25 protein-coding genes and 1 pseudogene are annotated in these 22766 nt (G+C 59.8%); 3 read left to right on the top strand and 23 right to left on the bottom strand.

Annotated elements, in window-relative coordinates; translation table 11 throughout:
- Positions 1-82 precede the first annotated feature (82 nt).
- On the bottom strand, positions 83-1297 hold the full coding sequence (locus HYN24_RS05045) for an NAD(P)/FAD-dependent oxidoreductase (RefSeq protein WP_117608242.1): 1215 nt from the start codon (positions 1295-1297) through the stop codon (positions 83-85).
- A gap of 434 nt (positions 1298-1731) precedes the next feature.
- On the opposite strand from HYN24_RS05045, the gene HYN24_RS05040 reads away from it, so the two are divergent.
- Complete coding sequence (locus HYN24_RS05040; protein ID WP_117608241.1) at positions 1732-2271, top strand: phasin family protein; 540 nt, start codon at positions 1732-1734, stop codon at positions 2269-2271.
- Positions 2272-2342: 71 nt separating this feature from the next.
- Here the strand turns inward: HYN24_RS05040 and HYN24_RS05035 are convergent, their stop codons facing one another.
- The 9 genes from HYN24_RS05035 to HYN24_RS04995 form a co-directional block, all read right to left on the bottom strand.
- Positions 2343-2765: a nuclear transport factor 2 family protein gene (locus tag HYN24_RS05035; RefSeq protein WP_117608240.1), complete on the bottom strand. Its 423-nt coding sequence runs from the start codon at positions 2763-2765 to the stop codon at positions 2343-2345.
- A gap of 1 nt (position 2766) precedes the next feature.
- A complete protein-coding gene (locus HYN24_RS05030) occupies positions 2767-3522 on the bottom strand; it encodes an SDR family oxidoreductase (RefSeq protein WP_117608239.1) in 756 nt (251 codons plus the stop codon).
- The gene (locus tag HYN24_RS05025; protein WP_117608238.1) at positions 3519-4040 is read right to left on the bottom strand and encodes a DUF3833 domain-containing protein; all 522 of its coding nucleotides are present in this window, start codon (positions 4038-4040) and stop codon (positions 3519-3521) included. Before HYN24_RS05025 ends, HYN24_RS05030 begins: the two co-directional genes overlap by 4 nt.
- 2 nt (positions 4041-4042) lie before the next feature.
- On the bottom strand, positions 4043-5260 hold the full coding sequence (locus HYN24_RS05020; RefSeq protein ID WP_371413229.1) for an MFS transporter: 1218 nt from the start codon (positions 5258-5260) through the stop codon (positions 4043-4045).
- Between the two features lie 157 nt (positions 5261-5417).
- The gene (locus HYN24_RS05015; protein ID WP_117608236.1) at positions 5418-5939 is read right to left on the bottom strand and encodes a chalcone isomerase family protein; all 522 of its coding nucleotides are present in this window, start codon (positions 5937-5939) and stop codon (positions 5418-5420) included.
- Positions 5908-7092 carry a cyclopropane-fatty-acyl-phospholipid synthase family protein gene (locus HYN24_RS05010; RefSeq protein ID WP_117608235.1) on the bottom strand — a complete coding sequence of 395 codons (1185 nt, stop codon included), beginning with the start codon at positions 7090-7092 and terminating at the stop codon, positions 5908-5910. The genes HYN24_RS05015 and HYN24_RS05010 overlap by 32 nt, the downstream gene beginning before the upstream one ends.
- Entirely contained in the window at positions 7089-7850 is a 762-nt protein-coding gene (locus HYN24_RS05005; RefSeq protein ID WP_117608234.1) for a DUF1365 domain-containing protein, read from the bottom strand. The genes HYN24_RS05010 and HYN24_RS05005 overlap by 4 nt, the downstream gene beginning before the upstream one ends.
- Positions 7851-7857: 7 nt before the next feature.
- A complete protein-coding gene (locus HYN24_RS05000; RefSeq protein WP_117608233.1) occupies positions 7858-9180 on the bottom strand; it encodes an NAD(P)/FAD-dependent oxidoreductase in 1323 nt (440 codons plus the stop codon).
- A gap of 9 nt (positions 9181-9189) precedes the next feature.
- Positions 9190-9750: a glutathione peroxidase gene (locus HYN24_RS04995; protein ID WP_117608232.1), complete on the bottom strand. Its 561-nt coding sequence runs from the start codon at positions 9748-9750 to the stop codon at positions 9190-9192.
- Between the two features lie 108 nt (positions 9751-9858).
- Here HYN24_RS04995 and HYN24_RS04990 point away from each other — a divergent pair, with 108 nt between their 5' ends.
- A complete protein-coding gene (locus HYN24_RS04990) occupies positions 9859-10764 on the top strand; it encodes a MerR family transcriptional regulator (protein WP_117608231.1) in 906 nt (301 codons plus the stop codon).
- Between the two features lie 97 nt (positions 10765-10861).
- On the opposite strand, the gene HYN24_RS04985 is transcribed toward HYN24_RS04990, so the two are convergent.
- The 7 genes from HYN24_RS04985 to HYN24_RS04955 form a co-directional block, all read right to left on the bottom strand.
- On the bottom strand, positions 10862-11809 hold the full coding sequence (locus HYN24_RS04985) for an alpha-E domain-containing protein (protein ID WP_117608230.1): 948 nt from the start codon (positions 11807-11809) through the stop codon (positions 10862-10864).
- A gap of 3 nt (positions 11810-11812) precedes the next feature.
- Positions 11813-13225: a circularly permuted type 2 ATP-grasp protein gene (locus HYN24_RS04980; RefSeq protein ID WP_117608229.1), complete on the bottom strand. Its 1413-nt coding sequence runs from the start codon at positions 13223-13225 to the stop codon at positions 11813-11815.
- A gap of 200 nt (positions 13226-13425) precedes the next feature.
- Complete coding sequence (locus HYN24_RS04975; RefSeq protein ID WP_117608228.1) at positions 13426-14607, bottom strand: acetyl-CoA C-acyltransferase family protein; 1182 nt, start codon at positions 14605-14607, stop codon at positions 13426-13428.
- Between the two features lie 24 nt (positions 14608-14631).
- The gene (locus HYN24_RS04970) at positions 14632-15555 is read right to left on the bottom strand and encodes a CobD/CbiB family protein (protein ID WP_117608227.1); all 924 of its coding nucleotides are present in this window, start codon (positions 15553-15555) and stop codon (positions 14632-14634) included.
- A gap of 64 nt (positions 15556-15619) precedes the next feature.
- Complete coding sequence (locus tag HYN24_RS04965) at positions 15620-16216, bottom strand: CoA pyrophosphatase (RefSeq protein WP_117608226.1); 597 nt, start codon at positions 16214-16216, stop codon at positions 15620-15622.
- Positions 16213-16470 (bottom strand): hypothetical protein, encoded by a 258-nt coding sequence (locus tag HYN24_RS04960; protein ID WP_117608225.1) that lies wholly within the window; start codon positions 16468-16470, stop codon positions 16213-16215. The genes HYN24_RS04965 and HYN24_RS04960 overlap by 4 nt, the downstream gene beginning before the upstream one ends.
- 9 nt (positions 16471-16479) lie before the next feature.
- Positions 16480-17157 carry a TIGR02281 family clan AA aspartic protease gene (locus HYN24_RS04955; RefSeq protein WP_240327736.1) on the bottom strand — a complete coding sequence of 226 codons (678 nt, stop codon included), beginning with the start codon at positions 17155-17157 and terminating at the stop codon, positions 16480-16482.
- Here HYN24_RS04955 and HYN24_RS04950 point away from each other — a divergent pair.
- Positions 17141-17854 (top strand): type 1 glutamine amidotransferase, encoded by a 714-nt coding sequence (locus HYN24_RS04950; RefSeq protein WP_117608223.1) that lies wholly within the window; start codon positions 17141-17143, stop codon positions 17852-17854. The two genes, HYN24_RS04955 and HYN24_RS04950, sit on opposite strands and share 17 nt — an antisense overlap.
- Before the next feature lie 271 nt (positions 17855-18125).
- On the opposite strand, the gene HYN24_RS04945 is transcribed toward HYN24_RS04950, so the two are convergent.
- The 6 genes and pseudogenes from HYN24_RS04945 to argF all read right to left on the bottom strand — a co-directional run bounded on the left by HYN24_RS04945 (position 18126) and on the right by argF (position 22764).
- A complete protein-coding gene (locus HYN24_RS04945) occupies positions 18126-19157 on the bottom strand; it encodes an IS110 family transposase (RefSeq protein ID WP_117610209.1) in 1032 nt (343 codons plus the stop codon).
- Between the two features lie 130 nt (positions 19158-19287).
- The gene (locus HYN24_RS04940; RefSeq protein WP_117608222.1) at positions 19288-19782 is read right to left on the bottom strand and encodes a YajQ family cyclic di-GMP-binding protein; all 495 of its coding nucleotides are present in this window, start codon (positions 19780-19782) and stop codon (positions 19288-19290) included.
- A 5-nt stretch (positions 19783-19787) separates the two neighbouring features.
- Positions 19788-20105, bottom strand: a complete 318-nt coding sequence (locus HYN24_RS04935; RefSeq protein WP_117608221.1) for a pyrimidine/purine nucleoside phosphorylase — start codon at positions 20103-20105, stop codon at positions 19788-19790.
- Positions 20106-20330 (bottom strand): DUF2788 domain-containing protein, encoded by a 225-nt coding sequence (locus HYN24_RS04930; RefSeq protein WP_205421443.1) that lies wholly within the window; start codon positions 20328-20330, stop codon positions 20106-20108. It abuts the gene before it with no gap.
- 252 nt (positions 20331-20582) lie between these two features.
- A pseudogene (locus HYN24_RS04920) lies at positions 20583-21806 on the bottom strand (argininosuccinate synthase); the annotation flags it as partial.
- Positions 21807-21843: 37 nt separating this feature from the next.
- Positions 21844-22764 (bottom strand): ornithine carbamoyltransferase, encoded by a 921-nt coding sequence (argF, locus tag HYN24_RS04915; protein ID WP_117608220.1) that lies wholly within the window; start codon positions 22762-22764, stop codon positions 21844-21846.
- Positions 22765-22766 lie beyond the last annotated feature (2 nt).

Below are 22766 nucleotides of genomic sequence, written 5' to 3'. Positions count from 1 at the left end.
CGCCTGCATGCTTTGCAAGACTGAACTGAGTGGAAAAAGCGGACAAGCGACCAGGCGTCGCTCGGATCGACCTGCTCAACGCTCAGGCAAACTGCCCTGCGACCCAACCCGACGACCAGGCCCACTGAAAGTTGTAGCCGCCCAGCCACCCGGTGACGTCGACCACTTCGCCAATGAAGTACAGGCCCGCCATTGCCTTCGCTTCCATCGTCTTCGATGACAAGGCATCGGTCGACACGCCTCCCAGCGTCACTTCGGCCTTGGCGAAACCGAGCGTACCGGCCGGCATGAGCGGCCAGGCATTGAGCCGTGAGGCGATCAGCTCAAGGTCGCGCCGGCCAAGTTCACCGATCGGCCGGGAAACCAGCTTTTCACCACCGAGCAGGGCGCACCATTCGTGGGCGAAACGCCGGGGAAGATGCTCGGCCAGCAGGTTAGGCAGATGGACCCTGCCCTGCCGGTGCTCTTCCAGCCAGGCAGCGGCATCGAGACCGGGCAGCAGGTCGATTTCCACCGGCTGCTTTTTCCCGCTCCGGTATTCCTGCATTTGCCAGTAGCTGGAAATCTGCAGGATGGCCGGGCCGGAGAGGCCACGGTGGGTGATCAATACATTTTCGCGGAACTGCGCTGTAGCAAACCGGGCGACGGCATCGAGGGTGGCCCCGGCCAGTGGCTTCATCGGTTCGAGCACCTCGGGTGCCAGCGCCAGTGGCACCAGGGCCGGCTTGGGCGGGATGACAGGGATGCCGAATTGTTCGGCCAAACGGTAACCGAAGGGGCTGGCCCCAATTTTAGGGATGGCCAGGCCGCCAGTGGCTACCACCAGCGACTGGCAGGAAAAGCGGCCGTTGTCGGTATCGACGGTATAGCGCTTCACCGCCTCACCCGGATGCGGCGCAATGTTATGCACGGCGCAGGGAAAAGCCCACTGGACACCAACGTCATCACCGGCATCGCGCAGCATGTCGATGATCTGTTGGGCCGATTCGTCGCAGAACAACTGACCATGTTCACGCTCGTGATAGGCGATTCGCCGCTTTTCCATCATGGCGATGAAATCGAACTGCGTGAAACGGGCCAGGGCCGAGCGGCAGAAATGCGGGTTCTGTGACAGGTAATTGTCGGCACTCACCGTGCGATTGGTGAAATTGCAGCGCCCGCCCCCGGAGATGCGGATGCGCTCGCCGAGTGTGTCGGCGTGATCAATGAGCAGGACGCGCCGACCACGCGCCCCGGCCTGGGCCGCACACATCATGCCGGCCGCGCCGGCGCCAATGACGATGATGTCGAAATGCATGAGGTCCGATCAGAAAGAATTGCTTGCGCTGAGACGGGCGGATTCTATCACCCACCGGAATACATCCCGGCCGGCAGGCAGCAGGCACAAAACCGGGGCATGCGAATCATGCCCGGCAGTCTGTTTTGTTGTAAATGCAACAACAAAAATGCCTTGGATCACTCCTACCCGGCAGTTTTTCTCGCCCCTGAAACAGGCCTGCAAGAACTCGCTGAAATGATGATGGCTGAAACGTTTTCGGCTGTTTCGCGGGTCACATATCGACTTCGACAGCGCTTGAATATGTGCATATACATAAACGGGTGATTATGAATAACCCAGCTAACCGATTGAAGTAGATCATAAAATATATTGCTGCAGTGCAGCATTTTGGTAAAAACACTGCTACAATCACTCCGTCGCACTAAATTTATTTCTTAATCAAGGAGCCTTCGATGTCTATCAATCCCGAGCAATTCGCCGCCGCCAACAAGGCTGCTGTCGATTCCCTGCTGTCCGTTGCCAACACCGCCCTGGCTTCTGCCGAGCGCATCGCCACCCTGAACCTCGATACCGCCCGCTCGGTCCTCGAAGATTCCGCCTCCAGCGCCAAGGCCCTGATGGCTGCCAAGGACCCGCAGGAAGCCCTGAAGATCCAGGCTTCGCTGGCCCAGCCGAACGTTGACAAGGCTGTTGCCTACTCCAAGTCGGTCTACGAAATCTCGACCGAAACCCAGGAACAACTGGCCAAGATGGTTGAAGCCCAGTTCGGCGACTTCCAGAAGAACGTTGCTGCCATGCTCGAAAAGGCTGCCAAGTCTGCCCCGGCCGGTTCTGACGTCGCTGTCGCTGCTGTCCAGAGCGCCATCGCTGCCGCCAACTCTGCTTTCGACAACATGCGCAAGACCGCCAAGCAAGTGACCGACATGGCCCAGTCCAACGTTGCTGCCGCTACCAGCGCCACGACCAAGGCTGTCAAGAAGTCCAGCAAGTAATTATTCAGCCCCGCGCTGAAACAAGAAGGCCCGCAGAAATGCGGGCCTTTTCCATTGGCGGTCGCTGAAAATCAAGCCGTCAGCATGCGCCGCAAGCCCCGCATCAGGGATCCGATAGCCGGCAGCTTCATGTACAGTTCTTCGGCGGCATCCCAATAGTCGCGGTGGTAATTCACCTTGCCCTCGGCATCGAACCGGAGGTGCGAAACCCCGCGCATGACCTGCGCCTCGCCCTTCCCCCACAGGCGAACCCGGTAATAGAACTCCCAGACCAGCATTGCACCGTTTTCATCAGCGATCTTTTCGGTCACGACAAAACGCGGCTCGGCAACCTGGCCGAACATATGGGTGAATATCCGCTGAATGGCTGGCAGACCGCGTACCTCGTTGAACGGGTCCTTGAAATAAGCATTGTCGCTGTAGAACTCGGGAAAGCGCGCGACGCTGGCCGGCGAAAACTCGTTGTAGAAGACGATCAATTCGTCGAGGGTCATGTCAGCCTCCGGTAAAACGGCGAATCAGGGGAAAATACCAGCGGTAGGGGAGAACCGCGAAGAGCTTCATGAGGCGGGTAAATCGCTTCGGAAAATGGATTTCAAAACTTCCTGACTCAAACCCTTCGACCGCAGCAATCGCTGCCTGTTCGGGGGTCAGCAAGGCCGGCATCTGAAAGTCATTTTTTGCCGTCAGTGGCGTCGCCACAAAACCGGGGTTGATCACCCAGACACCAATGCCTTTGGGATGCAGATCGAGATGCAGCACTTCAGCAAAATGAATCAGCGCTGCCTTGCCCGGCCCGTAACACAACGCCTTGGGGAGGCCACGATAGCCGGCGACACTGGCGACGAAGGCAATGCCGCCACCTGCCTTGAGGTCGGGAAGCACCGTTGCGGCGAGACGCATGGCCCCGTTGAAATTGACGGCAAGGACATGCTCGGCGAGAGCCAGATCAAAATCATCGGCCCGCATCGGGACGTAATCGCCGGCCAGATAGACCACCAGATCGACGCCCCCCCAGACTTCCAGCACGGCCCGCCGCGCTTCGGTCAGACTGGCGAGATCGGTCGCATCGCAGGGCAGCAGCAAGGCATCGGCAATACCGAGGCCGGCCAGCTTGTCCAGGCGGCGCGCCGATAGCGCCAGCTGCGCGCCGCGCCCGGCCAGTTCGTGGGCGATGGCGGCCCCGATACCGCTCGAGGCACCAACCAGCCAGACCCGCTTACCCCGCCAGTCGGTGATTGTCGGGTTCATCGCTTGACGAAGGTCAGCGTCACTTCGCCCAGATTGAAGCCCAATTTCGACATATACGAGCGGTTGATCATCACCTTGTCGTCCATCAGGAACATCCAGTCGTCGAAGTCGACGTTGTAGACCTTGCCATCTACCGGCAAGGCCAGCACGTAACGCCAGCGCAGCGCATTGCCGGAAACCTCGCCAATCGCCTCGCCGACCACATCGTCAGCCCGGCCACGGAAGCTGCCGTCAGCCTGTCGGGTCAACGTCCACACCCGGCGCGAGGTCGTGCCATCGGACCACTTGAAGTTTTCATCGAGCACACCGGTATTCCCTGTCCATCGCGCGTCGATGACAACGTGGAAACGCTTCTTCACTTCGCCGGAGCGCCCCTGGAAAATTCCCCAGGCATCGAGTGTCCCGTTCAGGTAGGTCTTCAGGTCGAGAACGGGCTGTTCGGCCCGGTATTGTTCAACCCCGGTCGAGGCACAGCCGGAGAGTCCCAACGTCAACGCAGCAGCCAGCAAAAGTTTCATGATCAGATCTCCAGAGAATGGCGCCAGCGCCAGAGCAAGGCAGCAGCGAGCGCCTTGAAGGCGAGCGGCAACAGCGCATAGGCGAAGGTCAGGGCGGGCAAGCCGGCGCTACCACCCGGCACATAGCCAAGCGCACCGAGCAGCGGTAGTGAAAGCCCGGCGGCAAGCGCCAGGTTGAGCTTGGCAACAAAATTCCAGACGCCGAAGCAAGCCCCGGCCTGCCCCTGACGTTCGCCGAGATCGGCCGCAATGGCTGCCGGCAGTGCGAGATCAGCCCCCAGCGCCAGACCGGAGGCGACGCAGATGGCCGCAAACAGCCAGACATCGCCGCTACCAAGCAGGCTGGCACCGGCAAAGGCGACCATCGCCACGCCCATCGCCAGCAACCACGAAAAGACCCGGCCATACCTTGCCGAAAGCATCACCCAGAGCGGCAGCGACGCTGCCCCGGCGACGAAATACAGGGCCAGCAACGGTCCGCTGGCTGCCTCGGCCTGCAGCACATCGGCCACGAAAAACAGGAACAAGGTAGCCGGCAGGGCAGCAGCGATACCGTTGGCGATGAATACCATCAGCAAGCGGCGAAAGGCCGTATCGGCAAAAACGCCGCGCAGACTGAGCCACAGGGGTTGATTGGCGGCCAGCACAGGCTGACCGATACCGACACGACTGAAGGTAATCACCGCGGCAATCAGCAACAAGGGCGGCAGCACCCAACTCAAGCGGGCGATACCGTCGCTCAGGTTTGTCGCCAATAGCGTTGGCAGCGCTGCAGCGAGTACAACGCCGAGCAGGCCAAAGCCCTCCCTTGCTGCGGTCAGCCGGGTTCGAAGGAGAGAATCCAGACCAATGTCCGCCACCCACGCCTGGTAGGCGACACTGGCGGCCGAGAAACCGAGATAGGTCAGCGCCAGCGAACCAAGTAGCCACGCAGCAGCGTCGGCATCCGGCGGGTTGAGCAGCGCAACGAAGCCAATGGCAAATGGCAGCAAGGCGATGGCCACCATGCGCGGGCGTGAGACACGGTCGGCCAGCCAGCCCAGCCAAGGATCTATGCCGGCATCAAGCAGGCGGGCACCAAGCAGAATAACGCCGAGCAGGGCTAATTCCATGCCGGCGGCTTCGGCGTAGTAACGGGGAACGTGCACGTAGATCGGCAGGGCGGCGAAAGCCAGCGGGAGGCCGAGCAGCCCGTAGGCGAGGATACGGCCGTTCGTCATGGCTGCGCCCGAAAACTGCTCGGTTGGCGATTGAGACAGCGCAGGCTGAATGGGCTTGGGATTCCGCCTTGCGGGCGGGCGCACATTCTTCTCGCTTCGCCAAGAAAAAGGCAGGCAATGAAGAAGGCTACCCCAACAGGGAAAGCAACAAAACCCATCACACACCCCGCCTCAACAATGCCGCCCGCAATTCCGGCGCACTCGTCCTCGCATCCAGCCAGATGCCAAAGAAGGCCCGGGCAAATCCTGGATCTTCGACACGCCCAAGCAGCCGGTCATTGAAATAGAACCGCGCTACCTCCGGCTCGTATTGACCGACGATGCAGTCCCCCGGCTTGACGTCGGGAAAGAGCCGGGCCATCGCCTCTCCCCAGCGCTTGAGGCTGGCCTCGTCGGCACCCAGCGCCCGCATTTCCTTGACGCTGGCCTCGACAATGGCGAACCCGGCTATGTTGCGCTTGTAGTCAAGACGCAAGGCAAGGGGCGGCCGCTGGGGATCATCACCAGCCCACAGCGTGGCTTCGTAGACGAGAAAGCCGAAGCGACGAAACTCGCCATTGCCCCAGCGTTTCAGGCCGGCTGTCGGGTCGCTGCTGGCAAATGCGGCGAACGGGGCTGCCCCCATCGCCAGCAGAAGTCGGCGGCGCTTAAGCGTGGCTGAGTTCAAACTGGACGACATCGATATTTCCGGCCAGGAAGCCGGCCTCGCAGTAACACAGATACATCCGCCAGAGACGGCGGAAGGGCTCGTCAAAACCGAGCTTGCGGATTTCCGGCCAGTTGGCCTCAAAGGCTTGCCGCCATTCAGCCAGCGTTCTGGCGTAGTCGTGGCCAAAGGCATATTCGTTGCGCACGATCAGCCCCTGCTTGGCCGCCGCGCTGCGGAAAGCGGCGCGCGACGGCAGCATGCCGCCGGGGAAAATGTACTGTTGGATGAAGTCGGTGCTGCGCCGGTATTCCGGGAAGATGTCATCGCGAATGGTGATGCTCTGGATAACCGCCCGCCCCTCCGGCTTGAGGGACTTGGCCACTGTCTTGAAATAGGTCGGCCACCAGCGCTCACCGACCGCTTCGAACATTTCGATGGAAACGACGTGGTCGAACTGCTCGTCAATATCGCGGTAGTCCTGCAAGCGCAGATCAGCCTGCGGTACACGCATCTGCGCCCAGACGAGTTGAGCCGGTGACAGGGTCACCCCGGTCGTCTGCAAGCCTTCCTGCCCGGCCATTTCGGCAAAGCCGCCCCAGCCGCAGCCAATTTCGAGAACCCGCTGACCGGGCGAGGCCTTCAGGCAGTTGAGAATACGGCGATATTTGGCGTGCTGGCCAGACTCCAGAGAGCCGTCGTCTACGTCCCGATAGACGGCCGACGAATAGCTCATGCTGGGATCGAGCCACAATTTGTAGAAAGCATTGCCCAGATCGTAATGGGCCATGATGTTGCGCTTGCTGCCACTACGGCTGTTACTGTTCATCCAGTGCCGCACGCGAGCCGCAAGCAGGCTGCGCCACGATCCGTAAACCGCCTTCTTGATCGGCTCGCGATTGGCCGCCAGCAACCGGAGGAGGCCCGTAATATCCGGCGAATCCCACTGTCCATCCAGGTAGGCTTCGGCCAGGCCGATGTCGCCACGGGCCAGCACCTGGCTGAACATCGCCTCGTCATGGACCTGCATGGTGACCCCGTGTTCGCCATCCCCGAACAGGACGCTGGCACCGCCCGGCAGGCGAATTTCAAGGAGGCCGCCGTGCAGCTTTTCTAGCAGGCCGAAAACCAGTCGAGTGTCGCGGGCCAGACTATCGCTGCCCTGAAAAATCATCGCATTGTTCATTTTGTCGATTCCCGGAGGGGTTGAGGAACATGGGCACCCCGGAAGGGCACCCCTTTCAGCCACAGCTTCAAGGCTTGCCAGTGAATGCGGAAGATCACGCCGGCAGTCAGGAAAGGCATTTTCAGGACGGCTCCGAGCAAGGCCTTGGTAGACCATGCCCTTGGCTTCCCTGAGATGGAGGTCAGCAGAAGTTCGCCGTCGGCGTCGTCGTAGTCGATGCGGGCCAACGGCACCGGACGGGCAAGATGAAAGCGGAAACGGTAGCCACCTTCGATCTCGTTGAATGGCGAGACGTGGAATTCCTTGGCCGCCTTCAGCTCCTGTCCATCACTGAGGGGTGACGCATCGGGGTTGTGCAGCTGGTAACTGTGGTGTCCGCCGAAGGTGTTGTTGACCTCGGCCAGTACGGCAATCAAGGCCCCATCCGCGTTGTGGCAGTACCAGAAACTGACCGGATTGAAGACGAAACCGCAGAGCCGCGGGAAGCATTGCAGGGTAATCTCGCCATCGTCCGGCAAGCCTCGCTGGCGCAGTTGCGCCTGAATCCATGGCAACAGGGGACTGCCATCGCGAGGGCCGTGATCTTTCTGGTGGAAGCTGAGCAGGTTGCCGCGGTCCACCGAGAAAATGGCACAGTTGGCGGCCAGCAAATTGCGGACCGGCAACTGCATGTAGAAGACCGGATAGACAAAGGCATTGACGGCCGGCCGGAGGCGCCGGTGCATGACATGGCCGAGGAAAAGCTGCGGGCGGTTCATGGCTGGCTCAGGCTGTTTCCATGACGGGACAGGCCAGCACCGGCTGCTCCTGCCAGGGCGCACTAATTCCCATGCCATTGACGACACGCAGCGCAGACTTGAGGCCATCCTCGTGGAAACCGTAACTGCCCCATGCACCGGCTAGCCAGATGCCGTTTTCACCCTGCACATCGGCCAGGCGCTGTTGGGCGGCGATAGCCGGGCCGTCGAAAATCGGGTGAGCGTAATCAAATTCAGCCAAAACCTTGGCCGGATCCGGTTCGCGGGCGGGATTCAGCGTCACGACAACTGGCGTATTGAAAGGCAGCGGCTGTAGTTTGTTGATCAGGTATGAAACGCCAACCGGCTGCTCGCCGGGTTCACCATTGCCGGAAAAGTAATTCCAGGCCGACCAGAGCTTTTCGTCACGCGGCAACAGGGCGCGATCCGTGTGCAGTACGGCACGATTGGGCTGATAGCGAATCGCCGAGAGCACCTCGCGCTGCTCATCGGTGGCCGTAAAGCCAAGGATGGCCTTGGCCTGATCGCTGTGACAGGCCATCACCACATGATCGAAATGATCGCAGCCGGCCGCATGCGTCACCTTCAGCCAACCGCCCTCCCGACTGACGGCGCTGACCGGACAGGCGAGCCGGACATCGGCCTCATTGGCAGCCAGCCGGGCAGCGATTTTCCGCACGTAGTCGCGGCCACCGCCCTTCACGGTCCGCCACATTGGCCGGTCAAACACCTGCAGCAACCCATGGTTCTGACAGAAGCGGATAAAGGTGGCGAGCGGCATATCGAGCATCTGTCCGGTCGGGCAGGACCAGATGGCCGCCGCCATCGGCAGCAGGTACCAGTCGGAAAAAGCGCTGGAATAGCGGCCCGCCTCGAGAAAATCACGCAGACTGCGCTGGTTGTCCGGATGCGAGGCCAGCCAGCCCATGCTTTCCCGGTTGAAGCGCAGGATATCGGAGAGCATTGCCCAGAATGGCCGACGCAACAGATTGCGCTTTTGTCCGAAGACGGTGGCGAGGTTGCTGCCCGCCCATTCAAGATCAGGATTCTCGAGGCTGACGGCGAAGGACATCTCGGTCTCGACGCTATCGACACCGAGCAGATCGAACATGGCAATCAGGTTGGGATAGGTCTTTTCGTTGAATACCAGAAAACCCGTATCAACCGGATGCGTCTTGCCCTCCAGCGTAACGTCCACGGTGTTGGTATGACCGCCGAGATAGGAACCCGCCTCGAACAGCGTCACTTCATGGTCGCGGCTGAGCAACCAGGCGCAGCTCAGTCCGGAAATGCCGGCACCAACCACGGCGATACGTTTTCTTGCTGTCATGCGGCTCTCCTATTTACCAAGGAATTCGTCGATCTTCTTGAGCAGGTCACTGTCATCCGGCCTGGTAAAGCTGGTGTAGGCGACGACCTGCGTGGCGTCACGATTGATCAGGTATTTGTGGAAATTCCACTTCGGGCGGCTACCTGTTACTTCTGCCAACTTGAGATAGAAGGGATTGGCCGCCTTGCCCTTGACCACCGTCTTGCCGACCATCGGAAACTCGACGCCATAGGTCAGACGGCAAAAATCGGCAATTTCCTTTTCGCTTCCCGGCTCCTGTTCACCAAAATCGTTGGAAGGAAAGCCGAGGACCACCAGCCCCTTATCCTTGAGACGCGCATAGAGCTTTTCCAGCCCATCGTATTGCGACGTGAAACCGCAGTAACTGGCGGTATTGACGACCAGAATCACCTTGCCGGCGTAATGGCAGAGCGGCATCGGCTTGCCATCCTGGAGGCTGGTGAAATCATGCTTGAGCAAGGCCGGACAATCACCGGCCGCCGTAGCCGGCAGGACACCGGCTGAAACCAGCCCGGCGATACCGATCCAGCGCTTGAGTTTCGAAAACATGTTCAGCTCCCTATTTGATTTGTCCTAGACAAAGTGGACGTTTGTTCGTAAGATAATGACCAAAGAACGACTTGTCAACGGTTTGTCTAACATTTGTTCAGGACAAATATGAATACACCCAGTTTCAATATCGCCGCTGTCGAACGCGACACCGGGCTCTCCAAGGACGTCCTCCGGATGTGGGAACGCCGTTACGGTTTTCCCCTGCCGAGCCGTGACAACCATGGGGAGCGGTGCTATCCAGCAGATCAGGTCGACCGTCTGCGCCTGATCAAACGCCTGATGGATCAAGGCCATCGGCCGGGCAAGCTGATTGCCACGCCCCCTGATGAATTGACCGCGCTGATGCCCCACCGTTCAAAGCAAACCCCACCCTCCGCTTCGCCCGAGACAGGCGAACTTGACGAATTGCTGGGGCTCATCAAACAGCACGACGCAGCGGCCTATCAGCAGGCCATGCAGCAACGTCTTGCCCGCCAGGGTTTGCAGCGCTTTGTCCAGGACACTGTGGCACCGCTGACGCAACTGGTCGGCCGACGCTGGGAGGACGGCGACTTTGAGGTATTCGAGGAACATTTATTCACTGAGCTGACCAAGCGCCTGTTGCGCCAGGCCATTGCCGCCCTGCCCGGTGGGCCGCGCCGGCCACGCGTGCTGCTCACCAGCGTACCGGAAGAGGCGCACGTACTCGGCCTGCTCATGGTCGAGGCGCTGTTTGCCCTGGAGGGCGCCGAGTGCATCCCACTCGGCACGCAGATGCCGCTGCTTGAAATCGGCCGCGCCGCCGAGGCCCATCAGGCCGACATCGTCGCCCTCTCCTTTTCCGCCGCCTTTCCACAACGCCAGATTCCCGGACTGCTCCAGCAACTGCGGCTGATCCTGCCAGGAAATGCGGCGCTCTGGGCGGGGGGTGCTGGCGTTGCCCGGATCACCCGGACAGACGATGCCCGATTACTCACGACGCTCGACGAAGCCATCGCCGCACTGGCAAGCTGGCATCTGCAACGCGCCTGAAAAGCGACCGAGAAAAAGTTTCGGCGCCAGCATGAACTGGCGCCGAAACTTGATCAGGCGTTATCGATAGCAGCTGTCAGCTGCCAGTTACTGCCGACTAGGCAGCCTCCTCCATAGGTACCAGGAAGTCCTTGCTGATGCCGTTGCCGAGCAGGTAAATACGATCCATGAAGTCGCTCAACCATTCGTGCAGGCCATGTTCCAGGATATCCTCGATCCGCCCGTAGCGCAGTTGGGCGTGTAGCATGCCGGCCTGACGCTGGGTTTCGCCGGAATTGCTGTTGGCGATCAGTTCGAGATTCTTGATCACGCTGTTGAGGCAGAACTGCAGCGAACGCGGCATGTCCTTGTTAAAGATGAGCAACTCGGCAACCCGCTCCGGCGTGATGACATCGCGGTACACCTTGCGATAGACCTCGAAGGCCGAGACCGAACGGAGCAGCGCGCCCCATTCGTAGAAATCGGTCGCCCCCTCGTCGCCCTGCGGACGTAGAACATGGTATTTGACATCAAGGATGCGCGCCGTGTTGTCGGCCCGCTCGAGGAGCGTCCCGAGGCGGATGAAGTGGTAGGCCTCGTCCTGCAGCAGCGTGCCCAAGGTGGTGCCGCGTGACAGCGAGGAACGCATCTTGACCCACTCGAAATAGTCGCCAATACCGGCCTGATAGAGCTGATCGAAGGTCTTTTCGCGGGCTTCCAGCCAGGTCGAGTTGAGCGTTTCCCACATTTCGGTGGTCAGCGTGCCGCGCACGGCATGGGCATTTTCACGTGCCATGCGCAGGCAGCTATGGATGGAGGCGAAATTATCCGGGTCGCTGACCATGAATTTCAGGACATTTTCCCCCGTGACTTCCGAATACTTGGCAGCGTAGGTCTCTTCCAGGCTGTTCAGGGCAATGATGGCGGCCCAGCTCTGGTTGATGGCATCGAGCGATTGCGGCACGAGTGACATCTGGTAGGTAACGTCCAGCAGACGGGCCAGATTTTCGGCGCGCTCGATGTAGCGCGACATCCAGAACAGGTGATCGGCAGTTCGACTCAGCATGACTTAATCCTCCAGAACCCAGGTATCTTTGGTGCCGCCGCCCTGCGACGAATTGACGACCAGCGAGCCCTTGGTCAGGGCGACGCGGGTCAGGCCACCCGGCACCATATCGACACACTTGCCCGAGGACAGCACGAAGGGGCGCAGGTCGAGGTGGCGCGGCGCGATACCCTCTTCGACAAAGGTCGGGCAGTTGGACAGGGCCAGCGTCGGCTGGGCGATATAGCCATCCGGCTTGGCGATCAGCAACTGGCGGAAGTGCTCGATCTGTTCCTTGGTCGATGCGGGTCCGACCAGCATGCCGTAACCACCGGCACCATGTACTTCCTTGACCACCAGCTCGGGCAGATGGTCGAGCACGTACTTCAGGTCGTCCGGCTTGCGGCACATGTAGGTCGGCACGTTGTTGAGCGTCGGCTCTTCGCCCAGATAGAAGCGGATCATGTCCGGCACATAGGGGTAGATCGACTTGTCGTCTGCAACGCCGGTACCGATGGCGTTGGACAAGGTGACATTGCCGGCCTGATACGCCTTGAGGATGCCGGGTACACCCAGCGTCGAGTCGGGGCGGAAAGCCAGTGGGTCCATGTAGTCGTCGTCGAGGCGGCGGTAGATGACATCGACGCGCTTCGGCCCCTGTGTCGTCTGCATGTAGACCACCTCGTCCTTGACGAAGAGATCACGGCCTTCAACCAGTTCGACCCCCATCTGCTGGGCGAGGAAGGTGTGTTCGAAATAGGCGCTGTTATAGGCACCCGGCGTCAGCACGACCACGGTCGGATTCGACACGCCCTTCGGGGCGACGGCGCGCAGCTTCTCGAGCAGCATGTCCGGGTAGTGCTGGACCGGCGCCACCTTGTGCTTGGCGAAAAGCTCAGGGAAGAGGCGCATCATCATCTTGCGGTCTTCCAGCATGTAGGAGACGCCCGACGGCACGCGCAGGTTGTCTTCGAGGACGTAAAACTCGCCCGCGCCGGCCCGGACGATATCGACGCCGGCAATGTGCGCATAAATCTGGCCTGGCAGATCGACACCCTTCATTTCCGGGCGGTACTGGGCATTGTTGAGAATCTGCTCGGCCGGAATCTTGCCGGCCTTGATGATTTCCTGATCGTGATAGACGTCATGCAGGAACATGTTGAGCGCCCTGACCCGCTGGCGCAGGCCGGAACGCAGCGATTTCCACTCGGACGCGGGGATCACGCGGGGAATCACGTCAAACGGAATCAGGCGTTCCTTGCCCGCTTCCTCGCCATACACGGCAAAGGTGATACCGACCCGGTGAAAGGCCAGGTCGGCCTCCGCCCGCTTGCGGTCGATGCGCTCAGGCGGCGTCGCCTTGAGCCAGTCTTCATATCCCTTGTAATGCGCACGGACGCCACCGTTGGCGTCATACATCTCGTTATAGAAGTTCATTTTTCCACTCGTCGCTGAGGAAGCTCTCAAACGGGTTTCAGCAGTTTCCATGCCACCCGTAAACAAGCCTTAAATCATGCGCCCGATAGCACTTTATAACTATTGACGCACCGCAAAGGTGCAGCAGATTTTCAACATGGTGCAAATAAAAAACCCGCCGGTTTTCACCGGCGGGTTTTTTAGCTGATTCAACTGCTTGATCAGGCGCGTTCGAAGATGACCGCAATACCCTGACCGCCACCGATACACATGGTGACCAGCGCGTACTTGCCGCCGATGCGCTCCAGTTCGTACAGGGCCTTGGTGGCGATGAAGGCACCGGAACAGCCGACCGGGTGGCCGAGGGCAATGGCGCCGCCGTTCGGGTTGGTCTTGGCCGGATCGAGACCGAGCACCTTGGAAACCGACAGGGCCTGAGCGGCGAAGGCTTCGTTGGATTCGATGACGTCCATCTGATCCAGGGTCAGGCCGGCCTTCTTCAGAGCCAGCTTGGTTGCCGGGATCGGGCCTTCGCCCATGATGTCATTCGGCACACCGGCAACGGCGTAACCGGCGATACGGGCACGGGCCTTCTGGCCGTTCTTGGCAGCGACGTCGGCAGCAGCCAGCACGAAGAAGGCAGCGCCGTCATTGATACCGGAAGCGTTACCAGCGGTGACGGTACCGTCCTTCTTGAAGGCCGGCTTCATCTTGGCCAGCGACTCCATGGTCGTACCGCGCTTCAGGTGCTCGTCGGTGTCGAATACGACATCGCCCTTGCGGGTCTGCTTGACGATCGGCACGATCTGCGACTTGAAGTGGCCGGCGTCGATGGCGGCAGCGGCACGGCGCTGCGACTCAACGGCGAAGGCATCCTGGTCTTCACGGGTGAAGCCATATTTAGCGGCCAGGTTTTCAGCGGTGATACCCATGTGGCCGACGCCGAACGGGTCGGTCAGGACGGCAACCATGGAGTCGACGGCCTTGGTGTCACCCATGCGGGCACCCGAACGCAGGGCCGGCAGCAGGTAGGTAGCGCGCGACATGACTTCGACGCCGCCGCCGATACCGTAATCGGCATCACCCAGCATCAGGTTCTGGGCGGTGGTGACGATACCCTGCAGGCCGGAGGCGCACAGACGGGAAACCTGCATGGCGACGGAATCCATCGACAGGCCGGCTTGAATGGAAGCGACGCGGGAAACATAGGCGTAACGCGAATCGGTCGGCATGGTGGTGCCGACGGTGACGTAGTTGATAGCCAGGGGATCGACACCGGAGCGAGCGATGGCTTCCTTCATGACGATACCAGCCAGCTCGGTCGGTTCAAAATCAGCCAGGGAACCACCGAAAGCACCGATAGGCGAACGGACTGCGCTCAGAACGACAACATCTCTGCTCATATAACTCTCTCCTGTAAAAAAGATTCAGCCCACCAAGGTGGCAAGCCCCAACAAAAACAGCAATAACATCCACAAGACAGTGGCACGCCAGACAAGCCCGACGGCACTCTGCATGAAATCAACATCGGCCGGATCTCCCAAGCCCAATTCTGCCCGGTCCGACACCTCAACCCCATCCACCACCGGCCGACCCAACTGGACACCCAGTGCGCCGGCACCGGCCGCGAGGACGATACCAAGATCGCGGTCCGGCCATTGCGCCGGCTGGGTCCGCCAGCAATAGGCCGCATCCTCGAAATCACCGACGATGGCGAAAGCTGACGCCGTGGTTCGGGAGGGCAACCAGTCGATCATACCGAAAACCCGGGCCGAAAACAGCGAGAAATCACTGCGGTCTACAGCATCCAGTTTAGCCCAGCGCTCGCGAACAATCGATGACAGCCGGTAAAGCACGGCACCACAGGGTCCCGGCAGCAGGACAAACCACAGCAACACAGCAAAGACATGACGATGCGAGGCGGCCAGGGCACCCTCGATGGACAGCCGGGCGATATCCTCGGAGCCCAGGTTGTAGGTCGAAACTCCCTGCCACTCGGCCAGCAACTGGCGGGCCCGCTCAAGGTCGCCATTGCGCAGGGCCAGTTGAATCTCGGTGTAATGATGGCTGAACTGGCGAAAACCCATGGTCAGATACAGCACCGCGACGTTGAGAGCCAAGCCAAAAAGGGGATTCAGCGCATGGAGCAGGCCATAGGCGATGGCAACCAGGATCACCGGCACGAGCACGGCGAGACACCAGGCAAGAACACCATGCCGGTAGGCACCGGCATTGAAGCGGGACTCGATGAAATCCGCCCAGGCACCGAGCGGCTCGGCCACGACACGACGGTAATCAAGCGGCTGCAACTGCTCGATGAGGAATACTGCGATGAGCGAAAGAAGACTCATGGGGGACCGATGATTGCCGTATTCGGCTTATTGTCAGGGTTCAAAGCGCCACGATACCACAAGCTCAAGTGCCTTGGAGCAGACCCAGGCGATCACTCAGGGAGCGGATCATGCCAGCGGTTGCACCCCAGATGAAATAGTCGCCATAGGGCATGGCAAAGTAATTGCGCAGGGCCCCGCGGTAGTGCAGGGAATGGCGCTGATGATTGGCCGGATCGAGCAGGAACGCCAGAGGCACTTCAAAAACCTCGGCCACCTCGAAGGGATCTGGCTGGAGGTCAAAGGGGGGTTGCACCAGTGCCACCACTGGTGTCACGCGAAACCCCGTACCGGTGCGATATTCCGGCAGAAAGCCGAGAATTTCGATACGTTCGCGCGGCAAGCCGATTTCTTCCTCGGTTTCGCGCAATGCCGTGTCCGAGGGCGATAGATCCTCGGCCTCGACCCGCCCGCCGGGAAAGCTGATTTGCCCGGCATGGTCGCGCAGATGAGCCGTGCGCTGGGTGAGCAGGACAGTCTGTCCGCCGGCGCGTAAAACAATCGGAAAGAGCACCGCAGCCGGGGTCAGCGGCTGGTCATCGACGCCCTCTTCCTGAACAAAATGTCCGCTCAGCGGTTCGGACAACAGGCTCGCCCGCAAGCGACTCAGATCAAGCGTCATGCCGCCTTGGTGTCTTCCTCGATTTCGGCATGGACCGCAGCCAGGGCGTCCTGAAGGGTCTCTTCGGAGAGGTCGTTGATCGTTGTCGCCACCAGATCGGCCGATTCGATGGCCCCGACCGGCAGCCGCTTGCTATCCAGGCTGGCAATCATCACCGCGGCGGCACCCGCCACCCGCAACAAGGCCTGCCGCTCGCCCATCAGCATTTCCAGCTCGTCGCGCAAGAGCGCTATTTCCTGATCACGTTGCGGCATTTTTCTCTCCTAGAATCTTCTTTTAAGTGTCATGGTACTGCCATCGCGCTGCATTTCCATGCGATTCAGGAAACTCATGCCAAGAAGAGCAATCGGCATGTCGGTCGGCAACACCACCGCTTCGACATTGTGCAACGTAACGCCGGCAATCGTCACAGTATCTAGAGGGATCCGCGTCACGACGACCGTTCCGTTCGCCGTACTGGTCATGCCGCGCTGTCCCTGCCGGAGGTCAAGACCGATCCGACGGGCATCATTCGGCCCGAGGGCAATCGACGTAGCGCCGGTATCGACCATGAAACGGACCGATGTACCGTTAACCGTCCCGGTCGTAAAAAAATGTCCCTGGACATTGGCGGTCAGGACAATCTTGTCCGAGCCATCGCCGCCGGAAACCCCCACTGCATGCTGACCGACACGCAGGGGACGCTTCTTGCCGCCGATCTCGACCATCACCTGATCATCCTGAATCGACAGCACCTTGACGCCATCCAGCGTCTTGCCGACCGGCACGGACTGCGGCTCGCCACCGTTGATCATGAGCATCGCCTTGCTGCCCATGATCCCGGCCAGTCCGACATCCTGCGCCGTAGTGGTCCCGGGCAGGACAAGCGCACACAGCGCAAGCAACGTAAAATGACGCTTCGCCGTCCCGGACAACCCTGCTGCCATGAAACCTGTCGCCATCTTTCGCCACTCTCCTACTGAAGGTCCCGGCTATTTTGCCATATTCCTTGAGCAGCACGGCATTCCATGGGAATTAATCGCCATCGACGAAGGGGCTGCCGTACCCGCTATGGCCGATGACTTTTCCGGCTTGTGTTTCATGGGAGGCCCGATGAGCGTCAACGATCCGCTGCCGTGGATCGCCCCGGTGTGCACCCTGATTGGCGATGCGGTCGCCAAGGATGTTCCGGTTATCGGGCACTGCCTGGGCGGCCAACTGATGAGCAAGGCCCTGGGTGGACAGGTCACCCGCAACCCGGTCAAGGAAATTGGCTGGAGCCAGGGCGGCGGTGAAGACAGCGCCGTTGCCAAAACCTGGCTGGGACCGTTGGCCGGTCAGCTAGGGACGATTTTCCAGTGGCATGGCGAAACCTTCAGCCTGCCGGCCGGCGCCACCCGCCTGCTGACCAATGCCTACTGCGCCAACCAGATGTTCGTTCTCGGTCCGCACCTCGGCATGCAATGCCATGTCGAGATGACGCCGGAAATGATCGCTACCTGGTGCGAACAATGGGCCGACGAAGCAATTGCCGTGGCCGACCTGCCCAGCGCCCAGACACCAGATGCCATGCTGGCCGACATTGCCGAAAAGCTGCCGACCATGCGTCAGCTGTCGGAACAGCTTTACTCGGTGTGGATCAAGGGACTGGCGCGTTAATCCAGCCAATAAAATCTATGGTCAGCCCGATTTTTGCAAGGGAGATTTTGTTTTAAACTAAAGTTGGCTTGCGCAAATCTATCCGGCGTCGAATTGGGGAAGGAATTCCCCGCGCCACGATGAGAGCCGCGCCTGGCAATCCTCAAAAAACCATCAGCGTGTGATCGCTGTTTTTATTGTCAGGTTCTTTGCCAGGCCGTTGTGCCGTTTAGTTCATCACGTGATCTACCGTCGCAAAACCAGGTGGGTTACAAAAAGGTGAAGCGTTCCGTCAGATGGTGGCAGCCAGCGAACGGGATTGATAGTGTGTCCCTTTGGCGAGGATAGCCCAGGCGATCCTCGCCATTTTGTTGGCCAGCGCGCAGGCCACGACATTCGAGTGCCGTCGGCACAGCATGTCCCGTACCCATTCACCGAGCCCATCGCTTCTTGTCTGAATACGTTGCATGATGGTCCGTGCCCCCTGAACGAGCAATCGTCGCAAATTCTTGTCGCCCCGTTTGCTGATGCAGAGCAAGGTTGGTTTGCCGCCGGTGCTGTACTGACGGGGCACCAGACCGATGGAGGCGGCGAACTGGCGAGCATTGGCAAACTGATGGGCATCGCCCAGTTCGACCGCCAGGACGCTGGCGGTGATCGGCCCAATGCCAGGAATTTCCAATAAGCGTTGGCTACGCTCGTCTTCAGCCAGTTGTTGAGCCAATTCGCCCTCGACCGCTTTGATCTGTTCATCCAGATATTTGAAATGCGCACGCAAGTGCTCGATAACAGCCATCAGGCGAGGTGGCAAAACTGCTTCATGCTCGGCCAGCACGGCTGGCAAGCGTTTGATGATGGCCGGGCCTTTCGGTAAGCTGATCCCAAATTCCAGCAAGAAGGCGTGGATCTGGTTAGTCGTCGACGTCCGATCCCGCACCAGCGCCTCACGCACGCGATGCGTCGCCGAGATGGTCTGCTGGCTTTCATTGCGCGGACTCACAAAACGCATGTTCGGTCGGCTCGCCGCTTCGCAGATCGCCTGCGCGTCGGCAAAGTCATTCTTGTTGCCTTGGACGAACGGCTTTACAAACTGCGGTGAAATCAACTTCGCCTCGTGACCCATCGCCGATAGGCGCCGGGCAATCCAGTGCGCACCCGCACACGCCTCCATCACAACCCGACAAACCGGGAAATTGGCCAGCTGCGTCAGCATCTGGCTACGCGAAAGCTTCTTGCGAAATACCATGCGACCTTCGGCATCCTGCCCATGTAAATGAAAACAATGCTTTCCAAGATCAATGCCAATGAGGGTAACCGTGTTCATGATGATCGCCTCCAAAAGAAAAAATCCCCACTCAGCTTACCGCTGGTGGGGATCGGGCTGACCATCTCATTAAACCGGAGGGTTCGCACCATCCGGTCTATTTTTAAACCTACCCTGGCCGGCCAGCCGCTTAGTCGCGGAAATTGCCGTACTTGATCGGAAAGTCGGTAATCGACTTGGTGATCAGCGCGATGCAGGCCTGCAGATCATCCCGCTTGGCCCCCGTCACCCGCACGGTTTCACCTTGAATGGCGGCCTGGACCTTGAGCTTGCCGTCCTTGACCAGTTTGACGATCTTCTTGGCGAGATCGCTGTCGATGCCGTCCTTGATCTTCATTTCCTGCTTCACCTTGTTGCCGGAAACACTGACAATTTTCTGGTGATCGAGGCGCTTGACGCTTTCCTTCTCCTTCTTTTCCATGGCCGGGAAAAGCAGGTCCTTGATCTGGTCAAGCTGGAAATCGGAATCGCCCCACAGAGTGATGACCTTGTCCTTCTCGTTCAGCTCGACCTTGGCCGTGGTGCCCTTGAAGTCGTAGCGATTGTCGATCTGGCGGGAGGTGACATCAATGGCGTTCTTCAACGCCACCATGTCCGCTTCGGAGGTGAAGTCAAAGCTCGGCATGATGATTACCCAAAGTGGCAGACGTAATGATAGGCGTCACCGGCGGCGACTTCGATCTCAAAGCTCGAATTGCCCGGCACATTGAAGGACTGGCCTTCACCCCAGGTCGTCCAGGCGCTTTCGCCCTTGAGCTTGACCCGGCAGGAACCGCCGACGCCTTCCATGATTTCCGGCGCGCCGGTATTGAAGGTCAGGGACGACGGCAGGATCACGCCGACCGTCTTTTTCGTGCCATCGGCGAGCACCACCGTGTGGCTGACACACTTGCCATCGAAATAAACATTGGCCTTCTTGACCACGGAAACATTGTCGTATTGCGACATTTACATACCCCAGATTTTTTGAATGATTGCCTTGGCGACAAACCCGACCATGCCGAAAGCCAGCACGAAGAAGAGCACGAAGGTGCCCGTCTTGCCGGCCTTCGACTTCCAGGCGATCTCACCAATGATGAACAGCATGAAGATGATGAAGGCACCAACGCCCCAGGTCGAGAAAAAATCCGCGATCTGTTCTTCGTTGAGGCCGAATACGGTGCCTTCCATCATTTAGCCCTTTTTCTTGGCGACAGGCTTCTTGGCTGCCGTCTTGGCCGGTGCCTTGACTGCCTTGACCGGTGCCTTGACCGGCTTGGCAGCCACCGGCTTGGTCACCGCCTTGGCGACGGCCTTGGCAACACCTTTGGCGGCCGGCTTGGCGACGGCTTTCGCCACTACCTTGGCGATAACCTTGGCAGCCGGCTTTGCCGCAGCCTTGACCACCGGCTTGGCAGCAGCCTTTTTCGCTGCCGGCTTGCCGGCCTTCTTGGCGGCCAGGTTGGCGGCGATGCGCATGCGCAGAGCGTTAAGCTTGATGAAGCCGCCGGCATCGCGCTGGTCGTAGGCGCCGGCATCGTCCTCGAAGGTGGCGATGGTCGAATCAAACAGCGAATCAGTCTTCGAATCGCGGCCGACGACGATGACATTGCCCTTGTACAGCTTGAGACGGACCGTGCCGTTGACCGAGCCCTGGGTATGGTCGATCAGCACCTGCAGCGCCTTGCGCTCCGGGCTCCACCAGTAGCCGTTGTACACCAGGCTGGCGTAACGCGGCATGAGATCGTCCTTGAGGTGGGCGACTTCGCGGTCGAGGGTAACCGACTCGATGGCCCGGTGAGCACGCAACAGGATGGTGCCGCCCGGGGTTTCGTAGCAACCACGCGACTTCATGCCGACGTAGCGGTTCTCGACAAGATCGAGACGGCCGATACCGTGCTTGCCGCCGATTTCGTTGAGGGTGCCGAGGACTTCGTGGGCCTTCATCTTCTTGCCGTTGATGGCGACGACATCACCCTTGGCGAATTCGAGGTCGAGGTATTCGGCCTTGTTCGGCGCCTTTTCGGGCGACACGGTCCACCGCCACATTGACTCTTCGGCTTCGGCCGCCGGGTCTTCGAGGTGGCGACCTTCGTAGGAGATGTGCAGGAGGTTGGCATCCATCGAATACGGGGAGCCGCCCTTCTTGTGCTTCATGTCGATTTCAATGCCATGCTTTTCGGCATAGGCCATCAGCTTTTCACGCGACATCAGGTCCCATTCACGCCACGGGGCGATAACCTTGATGCCCGGCTTCAGCGCGTAGGCACCGAGTTCGAAACGGACCTGATCGTTACCCTTGCCGGTGGCACCGTGACAGATGGCATCGGCACCAGTTTCGTTGACGATCTCGATCAGGCGCTTGGCGATGAGCGGACGGGCAATCGAGGTACCAAGCAGGTATTCGCCTTCATAAACCGTGTTGGCGCGGAACATCGGGAAGACGAAGTCGCGGACGAACTCCTCGCGCACGTCGTCGATATAGATGTTCTTCGGCTTGATGCCGGCCTTCAGGGCCTTGGCGCGTGCCGGCTCGAGTTCTTCACCCTGGCCGAGGTCAGCCGTGAAGGTGACGACTTCGCACTTGTACACATCCTGCAGCCACTTGAGGATGACCGAGGTATCGAGACCGCCCGAATAGGCCAGCACAACCTTCTTGATGTCGCTCATTTCCGTTCCCTTGTTTCGATTAATTCAATACGTCAGTTCAGCCCTGAATGCAGCCCAACAGCAAATATTCCATGAGTGCCTTCTGCACATGCAGGCGGTTCTCGGCTTCGTCCCAGACCACCGATTGCGGCCCGTCGATCACCTCGGCGGTGACTTCCTCGCCGCGATGCGCCGGCAGGCAATGCATGAACAGGGCATCCTGACCAGCCACCTGCATCATGTCTCCATCGACGCACCAGTCGGCAAACGCCTTGATCCGTTCTTCGTTCTCGGCCTCGAAGCCCATCGAGGTCCACACGTCGGTGGTGACCAGATCGGCTCCCCGACAGGCATCCATCGGGTCGGCAAAGACTTTGAAGCGCGAACTGTCGATCTTGCCGACGAGGTCGGCATTGATCTCATAACCCGGCGGCGTCGATACATGCAACTTGAAATCGAGCACTTCGGCCGCCTGGAGCCAGGTGTTGCACATATTGTTGGCATCGCCCACCCAGGCCACCGTCTTGCCCTGGATACAGCCACGATGCTCAATGTAGGTATAGATGTCGGCAAGAATCTGGCAGGGGTGATATTCGTTGGTCAGGCCATTGATCACCGGCACGCGCGAGTTGGCGGCAAAACGCTCGATGATGTCCTGCTCGAAGGTGCGGATCATGACGATGTCGCTCATCCGCGAAATCACCTGTGCCGCATCCTCGACCGGCTCGCCACGACCGAGTTGCGAATCGCGCGTATTGAGGTAGATCGCCGAACCGCCGAGCTGCTGCATGCCGGCCTCGAAGGAGAGGCGCGTGCGCGTGCTGGCCTTCTCGAAAATCATCACCAGCGTGCGATCGGAGAGCGGCCAGTACATCTGATAGGACTTGAACTGATTCTTGATCCAGCGCGTCCGGTCGAAGACATATTCAAGCTCGTTGCGCGTGAAATCCTTGAACTGCAGAAAATGTTTGATCGCCATGG

Source organism: Dechloromonas sp. HYN0024 (assembly GCF_003441615.1).
Lineage (GTDB): Bacteria > Pseudomonadota > Gammaproteobacteria > Burkholderiales > Rhodocyclaceae > Azonexus.
The sequence above is the reverse complement of the archived record's forward strand: the minus strand, read 5'-3'. Positions and strand labels throughout refer to the sequence as shown.

Bases quoted from the DNA above. Each gene is read 5' to 3' on its own strand.
- HYN24_RS05045 (WP_117608242.1), bottom strand. From the start codon at position 1,297: ATGCATTTCGACATCATCGTCATTGGCGCCGGCGCGGCCGGCATGATG.
- HYN24_RS05040 (WP_117608241.1), top strand. From the start codon at position 1,732: ATGTCTATCAATCCCGAGCAATTCGCCGCCGCCAACAAGGCTGCTGTC.
- HYN24_RS05035 (WP_117608240.1), bottom strand. From the start codon at position 2,765: ATGACCCTCGACGAATTGATCGTCTTCTACAACGAGTTTTCGCCGGCC.
- HYN24_RS05030 (WP_117608239.1), bottom strand. From the start codon at position 3,522: ATGAACCCGACAATCACCGACTGGCGGGGTAAGCGGGTCTGGCTGGTT.
- HYN24_RS05025 (WP_117608238.1), bottom strand. From the start codon at position 4,040: ATGAAACTTTTGCTGGCTGCTGCGTTGACGTTGGGACTCTCCGGCTGT.
- HYN24_RS05020 (WP_371413229.1), bottom strand. From the start codon at position 5,260: ATGACGAACGGCCGTATCCTCGCCTACGGGCTGCTCGGCCTCCCGCTG.
- HYN24_RS05015 (WP_117608236.1), bottom strand. From the start codon at position 5,939: ATGTCGTCCAGTTTGAACTCAGCCACGCTTAAGCGCCGCCGACTTCTG.
- HYN24_RS05010 (WP_117608235.1), bottom strand. From the start codon at position 7,092: ATGAACAATGCGATGATTTTTCAGGGCAGCGATAGTCTGGCCCGCGAC.
- HYN24_RS05005 (WP_117608234.1), bottom strand. From the start codon at position 7,850: ATGAACCGCCCGCAGCTTTTCCTCGGCCATGTCATGCACCGGCGCCTC.
- HYN24_RS05000 (WP_117608233.1), bottom strand. From the start codon at position 9,180: ATGACAGCAAGAAAACGTATCGCCGTGGTTGGTGCCGGCATTTCCGGA.
- HYN24_RS04995 (WP_117608232.1), bottom strand. From the start codon at position 9,750: ATGTTTTCGAAACTCAAGCGCTGGATCGGTATCGCCGGGCTGGTTTCA.
- HYN24_RS04990 (WP_117608231.1), top strand. From the start codon at position 9,859: ATGAATACACCCAGTTTCAATATCGCCGCTGTCGAACGCGACACCGGG.
- HYN24_RS04985 (WP_117608230.1), bottom strand. From the start codon at position 11,809: ATGCTGAGTCGAACTGCCGATCACCTGTTCTGGATGTCGCGCTACATC.
- HYN24_RS04980 (WP_117608229.1), bottom strand. From the start codon at position 13,225: ATGAACTTCTATAACGAGATGTATGACGCCAACGGTGGCGTCCGTGCG.
- HYN24_RS04975 (WP_117608228.1), bottom strand. From the start codon at position 14,607: ATGAGCAGAGATGTTGTCGTTCTGAGCGCAGTCCGTTCGCCTATCGGT.
- HYN24_RS04970 (WP_117608227.1), bottom strand. From the start codon at position 15,555: ATGAGTCTTCTTTCGCTCATCGCAGTATTCCTCATCGAGCAGTTGCAG.
- HYN24_RS04965 (WP_117608226.1), bottom strand. From the start codon at position 16,216: ATGACGCTTGATCTGAGTCGCTTGCGGGCGAGCCTGTTGTCCGAACCG.
- HYN24_RS04960 (WP_117608225.1), bottom strand. From the start codon at position 16,470: ATGCCGCAACGTGATCAGGAAATAGCGCTCTTGCGCGACGAGCTGGAA.
- HYN24_RS04950 (WP_117608223.1), top strand. From the start codon at position 17,141: ATGAAACCTGTCGCCATCTTTCGCCACTCTCCTACTGAAGGTCCCGGC.
- HYN24_RS04955 (WP_240327736.1), bottom strand. From the start codon at position 17,157: ATGGCGACAGGTTTCATGGCAGCAGGGTTGTCCGGGACGGCGAAGCGT.
- HYN24_RS04945 (WP_117610209.1), bottom strand. From the start codon at position 19,157: ATGAACACGGTTACCCTCATTGGCATTGATCTTGGAAAGCATTGTTTT.
- HYN24_RS04940 (WP_117608222.1), bottom strand. From the start codon at position 19,782: ATGCCGAGCTTTGACTTCACCTCCGAAGCGGACATGGTGGCGTTGAAG.
- HYN24_RS04935 (WP_117608221.1), bottom strand. From the start codon at position 20,105: ATGTCGCAATACGACAATGTTTCCGTGGTCAAGAAGGCCAATGTTTAT.
- HYN24_RS04930 (WP_205421443.1), bottom strand. From the start codon at position 20,330: ATGATGGAAGGCACCGTATTCGGCCTCAACGAAGAACAGATCGCGGAT.
- argF (WP_117608220.1), bottom strand. From the start codon at position 22,764: ATGGCGATCAAACATTTTCTGCAGTTCAAGGATTTCACGCGCAACGAG.